The sequence below is a fragment of the Ensifer sp. CCNWLY38 genome, from assembly GCF_037120565.1.
Lineage (GTDB): Bacteria > Pseudomonadota > Alphaproteobacteria > Rhizobiales > Rhizobiaceae > Ensifer > Ensifer adhaerens_H.
Genome location: NZ_JBBBBO010000009.1, coordinates 79,376 through 92,323 on the forward strand (window position 1 = coordinate 79,376; position 12,948 = coordinate 92,323).

Genomic DNA, 12,948 nt, shown 5'->3' on the forward strand with positions numbered 1-12,948 from the left:
TGTCCTCGGTCGAATTGTTCCTGGATAAATCTGTAGACGCGCAGTGCTGCAGACTATTGTAATCGGGTAAATGAAGCTCAAATGCAATTGCGGCGCATGTGTTAACCGCGCAATCATCTCTACCTGCTACCTTGCGCAGCGATCAAAGGCGATTGCTCGCTGTCATTGAGTGCACTTTGCGCAATGAACGGTGCGGGTTGGTGTCAAAGGCAGATCGGAATGGCTTCGGAAGGTGTGAAGGAACGCGCGCACAGACCGTTCCTCTCGATGATCATGTCCTATGCTGCATCCGGCGGCAGCCTCGTCATCGGGTCCGCCGCCCAGCTTCTGACGTTTGCTATCCTGGCGCGCTGGCTCGGCGTGCATGAGTTCAGTGTTTTCGTCGCAATTACCGCTGTCGCCAACATCGCCGTGCACCTGTGCGGTCTTGGGGCGATGGAGTGCCTGGTGCGCCGCGTGGCGCGCGATCGCATTATGTACGCGCGCATGCTCGGGCACAATATTCTTCTGACCGCCGTGAGCGGCGTGATCCTGGTTATGCTCGGCGCTGCCGTCCTGCCATTCTTCTTCACGTTGTCACCGGATCCCGCGACCAATGTCGCGGTGATCACGCTCATGCTCATCACCAACATCATCTTCGTTCGCATCATCGTGCTGGCGGAGCAGATTTTCCTCGCGCATTCGAATTTTGCCTCGGCGAACAAGGTCGTCGTCGGCTTTGCCGTGGCGCGCACCATTGCCGCCGCGCTCGCCTGTATCGCGTTCGGAGTTGCGACGGTCGCCTCCTGGGCGGTGTGGCAGTTCATCTGTCATGTGCTCGTGGCTGTCGGGTGCTGGCGCGCAGTCAAGGGGCTGGGGCGTCCGACCTACGGCATCGTCCGTGAAGAGCTGCCGCTGGGGCTCTATTTCAGCATCCCGTTCATCCTGCGTGCCGTCAGGCAGAATGCCGACCTGCTGGTTTTGAGCCTGGTGGCGACTGCCGAGGTCATGTCGAGCTACAGCGTCGCGCGGCGTATGCTGGAGAGCAGCTATCTGTCGGTCGAAGCGTTGAACCGGTTGATCTATCCCGGCTCCGCGAAGGCGACTGCAACCGGGCTGCATCATGCGTTCGAACGTGTGCGCAAGGTGCTAGTTGCCGCCACCTCGATCAGTATCGCTGCCGCCATCGCGGTCTTTGTGCTCGCTCCAGTCTTGCCTTATCTTTTCGGCAAGGATTACGTGTCGCTCGTTTCCTTCGTCCGCATCCTCTGCTGGGTCGTGGTGCCGCTTGCCATGTGGACGGTGGCGATGGAGGCGCTCGGCGCCTCCGGCTACCATCCGGCGCGCGCCTCGGTCATGGGCCTCGGCAGCGTGCTCGGCGCCGCTTTGACGGCCTGGGCCACCTGGTATGCGCCGCCGACCGGAACCTTCGTCTCCTTCTACGTCATCGAAATAGCGATGGTCATCGTGTCCTGGACCGTTTTCCTGCGCTTCGTGCGGCATGATCGGGAGCAGGCCGCTGGCGGCGCGTCTCTGGCGACGAGGATGGCCCATGAAGCTTGAGGCCGAAAACATCCGGGCCGCAAGGCCGCTCGGCCGGGAAACGCCGCGCCTGGGCAAGGTACGGGCCATGGAGCCTCGGGATATCCCCATCGTCAGCAGCATGTTCACCCGGATCTTTCGTAAACGCGAACAGGCGGCGAGCGAAGAGCTTCGACAGTATCTTCAGACCACCTTCTTCGGCAGCCCGCTCTATAGCTCGGAAAACGGTAGCATCGTCTATGACGACGGGACCGGCGGTATCGGCAGCGCAATACTGGCGCTCCCGATGGAGTTCACGGTCAATGGCCGACGTACGGTGGCGAAACTGCTTTGCGCCTTCATGTCCGAAGGTAAGGCCGGCGCAGTCGGCGCAGCGTGCCTTGCCCGCGCCATGCGCGCCGCAAAACAGGATATGTGCTTTTCGGACAATTCGTCGCCGGTCAGTGCGGACCACTGGGTGGCAGGCGGGGGGATCGTGCTTCCGATACAGAGCCTCGATTGGCGCCGTTCCTTTCGGCCGCTCAAAGCCTGGGCTCTGACGATTGGCCGACAGGCACCGCTCGTTCGATCCCGCGTTGTCATGGGCCCACTCACGGTCGCCGATCGAATGTTGCGCCGCCGTCGTCCCAGGACGAAGCCGGACGCCGCAGCCGGTTGCACAACGCGTACCATCGACCTCGCGGCCTTTGTCGAGTGCGCCGAGCCGATGCTCCAGCGCTTTGCGGTCAGACCCGTCTGGTCCCGCAGTGAATTCGGCTGGCTGACGGCCGTCGCCGGTTTGAACAACACCCTGGGTGAACTCCTGAGCCGGGAGGTCGTGGATGAGCGCGGGCGTGTGATCGGTGCCTATCTCTATTTCGGCAAGGCCGGTGAGACGGCGACGGTGCTCAACATCGTCTGCGAGGCGGGCCGTGAGTTCGACGTCACCGCGCAAATGTTCCATTCGCTTGACGCGGAGGGCTACGCGCTTGCCACCGGCAGCGCGCAGCCTTTCCTGATGAACGCGATCTCTCGCCAGAGATGGCTCTCATTCCATCATCGCGGCTACTTCTGCATGGTGACCCGGCATGCGGACCTCAAGGATGCCGCCCAGCGCAACGATATCTATGTCGGCGGACTGGCGTCCGAGAGCTGGAGCCGGTTGCTGACCGACTTCTGACGCCATGCGTTAAGCGGCAATCCCTGTCGTTTAACGGAATATTCACCCTACAACCTTAATTCTGCGATGGAAGGCGGCTCGCGGGGTCACGATCTTCGCGTCTTGATGGGCGTGCGTGAGGGATGCTTATGTACAGGCCGGACGAGGCCGAAAAACGGAGGCCCAGCCAGCCGGCGCACGATCAGCGTGCACCGGCCGCGAGAGGCTCGTTGCTCGATCTGCTGTCGTCTGACTTGCCGGAAGCAGAGCAGGTGGCCGAGAAGCCCGCAAATGCGCGCCTGCAACCCGACGAGCCCTTGGAAACGTCGCGGCTGCAGCCCAGGGCCACTGTGGCTACTCCACCGGTCCGTCGCGAAAGTTACTTCCCCGGATTGAACGAACTCGGCAACGTCGGCGTCGATGATATCATCGGCTGGCTGCGGGACGGGCTCCTCTGGATCGTCGTCGCAGTGATGCTCTGTGTGGCCGCCGCGCTCGCCTATGCGATGACGGCGACGCCGCGCTACAATGTCTACACCGACATCGTTGTCGACCCCTCCAATCTGAATGTCGTCAGCGACGACGTTTTCACCTCCAACCCGCAGCGCGACGCGCAGTTGCTGGAAGTCGAAAGCAAGCTTCGCATTCTCACGTCGCGCAACGTGCTGTCGCGCGTGATCGACCAGTTGCGCCTTGCCGAGGATCCGGAGTTCGTGAAGCCCTCGGCCTTCGGTTCGCTGAAGAGCCTCTTTTCGACGAAGGCGGAGCAGCAGGCAGGAAATGAACTTGCCGCGATGCGGGCGCTATCGGAGCGCGTCGAAGCCCGGCGCGAGGAGCGCTCCTTCGTCGTGGTCATGAAGGTCTGGAGCGAGGAGGCGGCGAGGGCGGTGACGCTGTCCAACGCGATCGTTGCGGCCTTTGAGCAGGAGCTGTTTCAATCTGCCGCCGAGAGCGCTGGCCGTGTTGCCCAGAACCTCAATGCACGCCTCGACGAGTTGCGCCACAATGTTACCGAGGCGGAGCGAGCGGTCGAGGATTTCCGCCGCAAGAATGGTCTGCAGTCGACCAACGACGGCCAGCTCGTCAGCAATCAGCTTTCGAACGAACTGAATACGCAGGTTCTCGACGCCCAACAGCGCTTCATCCAGGCGGATACGCGCTACCGGCAGATGAACGATGCCATCGCTCAGGGCCGAACCGCGAGCGCCTCGGAGTTCGAATCCGTCAACATGACGAACCTGCGCGAGCAATATAACGTGCTGCAGCAGCAGATCGCCTCGATGCAGCGCACCTATGGCGAGCGTCATCCTCGTCTCGTCAATGCCCGCTCCGAGCGCACGACGCTGGAAGGGGCGATGACCGACGAAGCGCGCCGCATTCTCGATCGTGCCAAGGCGGACATGGATCGCGAGCAGCAGGCGTTTGCTGCTCTGCAGGCCAAGGCGAGCGACGAGAAGTCCAACGTGTTTTCCGACAACGAAGCCCAGGTTCAGCTTCGAGACCTCGAACGCGATGCCCGCGCCAAGGCCACCATCTACGAGACCCACCTGGCGCGCGCCCAGCAGATCACCGAGCGCCAGCAGATCGACACGACCAATGTCCGCGTGATCTCGCGCGCGCTGCCGCCGAATGCGCGGAGCTGGCCGCCGCGGACATTGATCCTGCTCGCGGGAGGCGCGATCTTCGGCCTCGCACTTGGTGTCGGCCTGGCCCTAACGCTGGGGCTCTGGCGTTTCCTGCGCGGACGCCGGCCCGCAGTGGCCTGAGAGAGGGGACGGCATGACGAGCGCCGTCTATCGCGAGGAGAGTCCGGCAGACCTGCTCCGCGTCCGTATAGGAACCGTGCTCTTCATGGCGACGTTCCTGTTTTTCTGGATAACGACCACGCCCTTCATCGATCTGACCGGGGCGGCGGTGCTGGATCCTTCGGCCGGCAATTCCAATCGCTTGAACCAGATCGTATCGCTTGCACTCTTCGCGGGCCTGTTCGCCTATGGGCTGGCGCATCCGATGCGGCGCATCATCCTGCAGCCGCGGCCATTGCTGGCCGTGCTCTACATCTGGTTCCTGTTCGTCTCGGCGATTTCGGCCTATCCGATGTTCGGCATCAAGGGGACCGTGCTCGCCGTAATGGTGACGATCAACGCCAGCATTTACCTGCTGCTGCCGGCTTCGGAGCGACATTTCGCCAAGATGCTCGGTATCGGCACCCTCTTCATGCTGGCGGTCGCCTATTACGGGATTCTCTTCAAGCCGACCCTGGCGATCCACCAGGCCTCCGAACTGCGCGAACCGATGAACGCCGGCCTTTGGCGTGGTCATTTCCCCCACAAGAACAGCGCCGCGGCGGCCATGGTGATTGCCGCCTTCTTTGGCCTCTTCGTCATGAACGTCTGGTCACGACTGGCCGGGCTGGTTATCGTCGTTCTATCGTTCAACTTCCTGCTCCACACGGGTGGCAAGACTTCGACCGCCATGCTGCCGGCGATTGTGCTGCTTGCCTGGGTTTTCGAGCGGTTCCGCTTCCTGCGCATCCCGATCGTTATCGGCGGGGTCGGACTGTTCAATCTCTTCGCCGTCGGCTCCGCGGTGTTCAAGCCACTCAGCGATTTCGTCACCGAGCTTGGCATCGATGCGACCTTTACCAACCGTGCCGATATCTGGCGCTTCGCCTTCACGGCGCTCGCCGAACAACCGATCACCGGCTATGGTTTCAAGGCTTTCTGGCAGACGCCGGAACTGGTCAACAGCGGTGGCTCGATCGAGACCTGGGCTGTGGCGGCCGCAAATGGTCACAACTCCTATCTCGACATCGCCCTGACGACGGGTTTTCCCGGATTGTTGCTGACGGTGATCTGGCTTTTGGTCCTGCCTTTGCGCAACGTCGCGCGCCTGGCACCGGCGGCGGAGCATTCGCATCTGACCCGGCTTTACATCCGCGTCTGGCTCTACACGATCTTCAATGCCGGCCTCGAAAGCCTGTTTTTCGAGGGCGGCAACCTCCTCTGGTTCACCTTCCTCTTTTCCCTTTACGGCCTGCACCTACAATCGCGCGCGGCTCTTTCGGTAGCCCCGCAGCAGGTAAAATCCGGAGCCGTCTATGCCTGATCTCCTGCAGACCGTCGACGGCCTTGTCGATCGCGTCGCCAACCGGTTGATCTGGCGCTTCGCGGCCAAGCCGCGCGACGTTGTGACCGATGTGCCGCTCGTTTCGTTCACCTTCGATGACGTGCCGGATACTGCGCTTCATAACGGGGCAACGATCCTCGAACGCCACGGTGCGCGGGGGACATTCTACATCGCCGGCGGATTGGCTGGTCGCGTCGAGCTTGATCGCACTCTGATCTCAGCGGAGGGATGCGCCGACCTCGCCGATCGAGGCCACGAAATCGGCTGCCATACCTTTTCTCATAGCAAGATCAGGCGCCTGGGTGCTGCCGGTCTTGCTCGGGATCTCGACCGCAATGCCGATTATCTGAAGCGCAGCGGTGTCGGGCCGGCAGCGACGAATTTCGCCTTTCCCTATAATGCCGCCTGGCCGTTGTCGCGCCGGGAGCTGGGTCGGCGCTACCGCACCTGCCGCGCCGCTGGCGAAAGCATCAATCGCACCGCCGTCGACCCGTTGATGCTCAAGGCAGTGGAGATCCGTCAGCCGGAAGCGGATGCGCGCGCACTGAGCGGATGGATCGACGATGTGGTCGCCCGCCCCGGCTGGCTCGTGTTTTTTACCCACGACATCGCCGCGCGTCCGACGCCCTATGGCTGCACGTCGGAGACCTTCGAACACCTCGTCGAATACGCGGTCGCAAAGGGATGCGTGGTCCTGCCCGTCGAGCGGGTGCTCGACAGGCTCGGCTGGTAGGAGAGCGCCATGTCTGGTCAGCGGCTGCTCGCCATCAACAACTACTTCTATCGCCGCGGCGGCGCCGAAGCGGTTTTCTTCGACCATATGAAGATGTTCGGCGACATCGGCTGGGACGTGGTGCCCTTCGCCATGGAGCATGAGGACAACGAGCCTTCGCCATGGTCCGACTATTTCGTCTCCGAGATCGAATACGGCCGGCGCACCAATCTGCTGCGCAAGGTCGTGCAGGCGGCGAGCGTGATCTATTCGCGCGAGGCGCAACGCAACATCGACCGGCTGATCCGGAGTGTCCGGCCCTCGATCGCCCATGCGCACAATGTCTACCATCATCTGTCGCCGGCGATCTTCTCGACGCTGAAGCACGCCGGCATCCCCGTCGTCATGACGGCGCACGACCTGAAGCTTGCCTGCCCCTCCTACAAGATGCTTCGTGACGGCACCGTCTGCGAGGACTGTCGCGGCGGGCACGTCTACAACGTGTTGCGCCACCGCTGCATCAAGGGAGAGGTGACGCTGAGCGCGGTAGTGCTTGCGGAAACGCTGGTCCACCGCGCGCTCGGTCTCTACCGCAACCAGGTGGACCGCATCGTCGTGCCGAGCAAGTTCTATGTCGACAAGTTGGTCGAGTGGGGATGGCCGCGTGAACGCATGGTCCATATCCCGAACTTCGTCGACGTCGAGGACTATTCCGCCCAATGGACAGAGGGCGACTACTTCGTCTTCGCCGGACGTCTGGCGCCGGAGAAGGGGTTGGGGACGTTGATAAGAGCGGCGGCATCGTCGCGCCAGCGCCTGGTGATCGCCGGAACCGGGCCCGAGGAAGCGATGCTTCGCCGGCTCGTGGAGCAGACGGGGGCCGATGTCACATTCGCCGGTTACCTTTCGGGCCAGGCCCTGCACCGTCTGATTGGGGAAGCGCGCGCCCTGGTCCTGCCATCTGAATGGTACGAGAACGCACCGATCAGCGTGCTTGAAGCCTATGCCTTGGGACGGCCCGTCATCGGCGCATCGATCGGCGGTATCCCCGAAATGATCCGGGAAGGTGAGACCGGGATGACGGCAAAACCCGGTGATGCCGACGATCTCGCGCGCGCATTGACGCGGATGGCGGCGTTCTCTTCCTCGGAACGTGCGGCGATGGGGGCATCAGGTCGGCGTTGGGTCGCCAATGAATTCTCGGCTGCCGCCTATCGCGACAGAACACTTGACCTCTATGCATCGCTCGGGGCGGGGGAGGGCCGGCGCCGTTAACCGTCGCGCGCAATTTGTAGTAATGTGGGCTCGCCGTACGGTTTCTGGTCAGTTATATAAGTGGTCAATGAAATATTTACTTGGTTGATAAGTATTTCGCCGTGAAATCCGGTACGGACAACTTTCGAGGCGACGCATGAGCAGTAACTCTGATGTCTCGCGAAGTCACCGCCAGCAGCCGGTGATTGCACAGGAGATGGCACAATCCGGGCTGTCCGAGGGACGCGCGCAGATGCCCCGGCGCGGCGCGGCTCTGTCTGGAAGGCAGCGGGCTCTGGCCGTCCAGAGTGGAGCTGTTGCCGTCAGAGGCGAGGGCAAGCGCGTGATGATGCTGGGCTTGCGCGGCATTCCGAACGTCCAGGGCGGCGTCGAAAAACACGTCGAAATGCTCGCCAGCAAACTTCTGGGCTACGGCTGGGATGTCGAAGTCGTCGGACGTCGGCGCTATCTTCAGGAAAGCGACTGCTACACCTGGAACGGGGTCGAGGTCATCCCTCTCTGGTCGCCGCGCCGCATGGCGCTGGAGGCGCTGGTTCACACCTTTCTCGGCGTATGTCTTGCCGCCTGGCGACGGCCGGACGTATTGCATATCCACGCCATCGGCCCGGCATTGATGACACCGCTTGCACGCGTTTTCGGACTGAAGGTTGTCGTCACCCATCATGGCTACGACTACGACCGGCAGAAGTGGGGCGCCTTTGCCAGGCGCACGCTGAAGCTCGGTGAGTTCTTTGGCATGCGGTTCTCGAATGGGCGCGTGGCGATATCGCAGGATATCGTCCAGACCATGCGCGCGCGCCACCATGTGTCGATGACGCTGGTTCCAAATGGTGTCGCGATTACGCTGCCCTCCGGCAGCGCCGGTATCCTGCGTGAATTTGGCTTGGCGCCGCGACGCTACATCCTGCTCGCCGCGCGATTGGTTCCGGAGAAGCGGCAGCTCGATCTCATCAGGGCCTTTGCGAAATGCGGGCTGACGGATGTCCGGCTCGTTATCGCCGGTGGCGCGGAGTTCGAGACACCCTATGTCCGAGAGATGAGAACCCTCGCCGCCGAGGTGCCGGGGGTTGTGCTTACCGGCTTCCAGTCCGGCGATAGACTGGCAGAACTCTTCGCCAATGCCGCCCTGTTCGTGCTGCCTTCAAGCCATGAGGGCATGCCGATCGCCCTTCTGGAGGCGATGGCCTACGGCCTGCCCTTGCTGGCAAGCGATATCATTCCCAACCGGGAACTGGACCTTGCGCCTGATGAGTACTTTCCGCTGGGCGATATCGATGCGCTTGCTGCCGGCATCACCGCAAAGCTTGCTGCGCCACTCAGCGATGACGATGTGCGGGAGCGCGCGGCCCACGCGGAAGCTACCTACAGTTGGACAAACGTGGCGCAAAAGACTGCGGCGGTGTATAGCGCATTGCTGGCGAAATAGGCCGACGTTCGCGTCTGCCCGTGTCTTCGCCAATCAAGTACGACAGCGCGCCTTGCACGTTTGGACGGGCAGGCGGCGCCGTCGTGGTCCGTTCGACGATTGCCGTGCGTTGCACGCCGCCTGGAAGACTAGCTGACAATGAACCTCAAACGCGCCGCCGGCCTTTTCGCATGGCTCCTTTTTGCCGTGATCGCCTATTCGACGATGTCTCCCCTCGAATTGCGTCCGCGCATCGGGCATCTCGTCCATCTCGAGCGGTTCGGCGCGTTCGGCCTGCTGGGGCTGCTGTTCGCGGTCGCCTATCCGAGGCACCTCGTGCGTGTCTTGGTTCTCGTGCTTGCCACCGCGATCGGCTTCGAACTTTTGCAGATGATCTCGGCGGATCGCCATGCGCGGGTGGCTGATGTCGCCGTCAAGCTTCTCGGTGGTGCCTGCGGCGTCTTCGGCGGCTGGTTCCTCTTCCGCTATCGGTTGCCATTGCTGCGTTTGATGGGGCGGTAAACCAAAACGCAAAATATCGCGGGTAAGATCGCCCGCGACTTGGGCGCGGTTGTCGACGCGCTGTTGATATGGGGGGAACGCGTGGCAGTATCCGTCATCATCAAGACGCTGAACGAAGAAAAGCGCATCGCCGCGAATATCGAGAGCGCGCTTGTCGCCCTCAAGACGGTCGGTGGTGAGGTCATCGTTGCCGATAGCGGTTCCTCCGATAGAACCATAGAGATTGCCTCCCGCTATCCGGTCGTCATTGCCCAGATCAGCCCGCCGGCGCTTCCAAGTTGCGGGATCGGTCCGCAGCTCGGTTTCCAGTATTCCCGCCACGAGCACATCTGCCTGCTCGATGGCGACATGCTTCTGGACCGCGACTTCCTCGAGATTGCCGAGGCGTTCCTGGCCAACAATCCTAAGGTCGGCGGCGTTACCGGTCATGTCCAGGAGATGCTGACCTCCAACCTCGAATTTGCCCGGCGGGTCACACGCAATTCGCCGGAGAACCGCATCGGCGCGATCGACCGCATGAACGGCGGCGGCCTCTATCGCCGCTCGGCGATCGAGGCGGTCGGTTATCTCTCCGATCGCAATCTCCATGGCTACGAGGAGTTCGACCTCGGTATCCGTTTGCGCAGCGCCGGCTGGAAGCTGCATCGTCTCGACCGCCGCTTCGTCCAGCATTTTGGCCACACGGACAATTCCTACCGACTGCTCGTCCGCCGCTGGAAGAGCAAATACCTGTTCGGCATCGGCGAGCTGCTGCGCGCATCGCTTGGCCGGCCCTATTTCCTGCAGCTCATCAAGGAATTGCCTGAACTCAAGCTTTGGGCTCTGGTCTATCTCTGGTGGGCGGTTTCGCTCGGCCTGCTGCTTTTCATGCCCAACAAGGCGCTCGCACTCGGCGTGGTCCTTGCGATCCTCGCCGGCGTCGTCGGGCTCATGAGCCTGCGCAAAGGCGGCTTCAGCATGGGGCTCTACACCGTCGTCGCCTGGTTCTTCCATGCGGCGGCCCTGCCGGTCGGGTTCTTCCGGTCGCGCCGGAAACCGGATGCGCCGATCGAGAGCAAGCTGCTCGGAGCACCGGCGTGATAGGGCGTCGACTGTTCGCTGCTGCGGCAATGCTTCTCGCATTCGGTTCGCCCATGCGCGCATCCGATCAGTGGCTTCCGGTGCACGAAGTCTCGCTCGAACTCAAGGCTGGCAGCCCTCTCGACTTTTCCTCTTTTCTGCCGAACGTGACGATCGGTGCGGATCGTCGCCTGGTCGCAGGCACCAATGGCCGCCTCGCGTTCGCGAGTTCGCCCGAAAAACCTGAAAGGATGCTCTGCGCGTCACTCGCCTGGAGCCCGGCCTCCGGCGGGTTTCCCGATCACGAAACGGCCGATCGCTACGCCCGGCAGCTGGCGATGCGCGGCTACAATCTCGCTCGACTGCATTTCGTTGATGCCAGCCTGATGTTCGGCCGTGACCGGGATTTCGACTACGACCCCGAGACCCTCGACCGCATTCACTATCTGCTGGCGGCGCTGAAGCGCAACGGCATCTACTGGATGATTGACGGCCTGTCATCGCCGCGCGGCGTCTATGGCGGCTTTGACGACCGTTGGGACGATGGAGGAAACCACAAGCTCGAGCTGTTTGTGGATGACCGGGCGTTTGATCACTGGAAGCGCATGCAGGAAACGATCTTTGCGCGCGTGAACCCCTATACGGGCGTCGCGCCCATCCGCGACGATGCCCTGGCGGTCGTCATTCTCGCCAACGAGAACGGGATGGAGTTCGATGCTGTCGTTCACGATCGGCCGGGAAAGGCGCCTTACGATCCGTTGCTCGCCAAGCCGTTCAATAACTGGCTGGCGAAACGCTATGGCTCCACCGAAGCTTTGGCCAAGGCTTGGCCCGATCTGCGCTCCGATGAGACGATCGAGGCGAGATCGGTGGAGCTTCCCGCCGACCGCTACGGCGACAGCGCGCGTCTGCGGGATCTGCAGGCTTTCTTTGCCGAGACGGAACGGGCCACAACCGCACGAATGAGCGAGGTGCTGCGCGGGCTTGGCTACCGCGGCCTGATCAGCAACTACAACAATTGGCCGACGGTCCAGGCGTCGCTCAGCCGGCGCGACCTCGAAGCCGTGACCATGAATACCTATCACGACTGGGTCAGCGGCTACGCGCCGGGCAGCAAAACCACCCAGGTCAGTTCGATTGCCGACGGGGTGAACTATATCCGGATGATCGCGGCGGCGCGCTGGCTCGGCAGGCCCTTCGTCGTCAGCGAATACGATCATCTCTTCTGGAACCGCTACCGCTACGAGGCGGGGCTGGCGATGCCGGCCTATGCGGCGCTGCAAGGCTGGGACGCGCTTTGCCGCCATGGTCACGGCCCGATCGTTCTTACCTATGGCGAGCCTTTCGCACACAAGAAGGCAATGCTTCCCTATGCGATCGCCCTCGATCCCGTCGCCCGTGCCGGCGAGACGCTGGCAGCGCTGCTTTACCGCCGCGGGGACGTTGCGACGTCGGACGTAACCGTCCCGTTTGCCGTGCGTGGTGAAGAGGATCTATCTGACGACATGCAGGCGCGGGAGCCGGAATATCTGACGGACCTCGCGCTCATCGGTCGGATCGGACTTGAGGACGCGAACCGGGTCGGCGAAACTCCTGCGGTGTTGCAACCACGTCAGCAAAACAGCGAAGCGCTGCTCGAAAGCCTGCGCCGAAGCGGTGCGCTTCCGGCGGACAATGGCACGAACATCGATGCCGGCATCTATCAGAGCAGCACAGGCGAGATCGCGCTGAACCGTTTTGCCGGGCAATTGCGCGTTGCAACGACCGCGACCGAAGCCGCAGCCTTCTCGTCGCTACGCGAGCCTATCGATCTCGGCGTCCTGCGCATCGACGGGGCCGATGGCAATGGGCTGATCGCGGTCTCGGCCCTCGATGCGGAAGCATCCCTGAGCAAGAGCCGCCGTTTCCTCTTGATCTTTGCGACCGATGCGCAGAACACCGGCATGACATTTCGCGACACCGAAGAGAAGGTGATCGAGGATTTCGGGCGGTTGCCCGTCCGGATCCGGGAAGGCTATGTGGACCTTTCGATGGAGCGAAGCGCTGCGAGCTGGAGCGTTTCGCCTGTTGGTCTCGATGGGACTGTGCATGCGCCCGTCGTGAAGGGGAAGGGCGCCGTCGCCTTCCGTCTCTCAAACGACGTTCCCTCCGGTCCGACGACCTATTTCCTTCTCGAGCTGCAATAGA

The 12,948-nt window shown here is 62.4% G+C and carries 10 protein-coding genes; all 10 read left to right on the plus strand.

The window, feature by feature from the left end; genetic code table 11:
• Positions 1-219 precede the first annotated feature (219 nt).
• The 10 genes from V7S54_RS19850 to V7S54_RS19895 all read left to right on the plus strand — a co-directional run bounded on the left by V7S54_RS19850 (position 220) and on the right by V7S54_RS19895 (position 12,947).
• On the plus strand, positions 220-1,542 hold the full coding sequence (locus V7S54_RS19850) for a lipopolysaccharide biosynthesis protein (RefSeq protein ID WP_336409280.1): 1,323 nt from the start codon (positions 220-222) through the stop codon (positions 1,540-1,542).
• Positions 1,532-2,680 (plus strand): GNAT family N-acetyltransferase, encoded by a 1,149-nt coding sequence (locus tag V7S54_RS19855; protein WP_336409281.1) that lies wholly within the window; start codon positions 1,532-1,534, stop codon positions 2,678-2,680. Before V7S54_RS19850 ends, V7S54_RS19855 begins: the two co-directional genes overlap by 11 nt.
• 209 nt (positions 2,681-2,889) lie before the next feature.
• Positions 2,890-4,425 (plus strand): GumC family protein, encoded by a 1,536-nt coding sequence (locus tag V7S54_RS19860; RefSeq protein WP_442892571.1) that lies wholly within the window; start codon positions 2,890-2,892, stop codon positions 4,423-4,425.
• A gap of 13 nt (positions 4,426-4,438) precedes the next feature.
• The gene (locus tag V7S54_RS19865; protein WP_336409283.1) at positions 4,439-5,767 is read left to right on the plus strand and encodes an O-antigen ligase family protein; all 1,329 of its coding nucleotides are present in this window, start codon (positions 4,439-4,441) and stop codon (positions 5,765-5,767) included.
• The gene (locus V7S54_RS19870; protein WP_336409284.1) at positions 5,760-6,521 is read left to right on the plus strand and encodes a polysaccharide deacetylase family protein; all 762 of its coding nucleotides are present in this window, start codon (positions 5,760-5,762) and stop codon (positions 6,519-6,521) included. The genes V7S54_RS19865 and V7S54_RS19870 overlap by 8 nt, the downstream gene beginning before the upstream one ends.
• 9 nt (positions 6,522-6,530) lie before the next feature.
• The gene (locus V7S54_RS19875) at positions 6,531-7,775 is read left to right on the plus strand and encodes a glycosyltransferase family 4 protein (RefSeq protein ID WP_336409285.1); all 1,245 of its coding nucleotides are present in this window, start codon (positions 6,531-6,533) and stop codon (positions 7,773-7,775) included.
• A 325-nt stretch (positions 7,776-8,100) separates the two neighbouring features.
• Entirely contained in the window at positions 8,101-9,201 is a 1,101-nt protein-coding gene (locus V7S54_RS19880) for a glycosyltransferase family 4 protein (protein ID WP_234793128.1), read from the plus strand.
• 138 nt (positions 9,202-9,339) lie between these two features.
• Positions 9,340-9,702 carry a VanZ family protein gene (locus V7S54_RS19885; protein WP_336409286.1) on the plus strand — a complete coding sequence of 121 codons (363 nt, stop codon included), beginning with the start codon at positions 9,340-9,342 and terminating at the stop codon, positions 9,700-9,702.
• 81 nt (positions 9,703-9,783) lie between these two features.
• On the plus strand, positions 9,784-10,782 hold the full coding sequence (locus V7S54_RS19890; protein WP_065375615.1) for a glycosyltransferase: 999 nt from the start codon (positions 9,784-9,786) through the stop codon (positions 10,780-10,782).
• Between the two features lie 53 nt (positions 10,783-10,835).
• On the plus strand, positions 10,836-12,947 hold the full coding sequence (locus V7S54_RS19895; RefSeq protein ID WP_336409287.1) for a glycoside hydrolase: 2,112 nt from the start codon (positions 10,836-10,838) through the stop codon (positions 12,945-12,947).
• Position 12,948 lies beyond the last annotated feature (1 nt).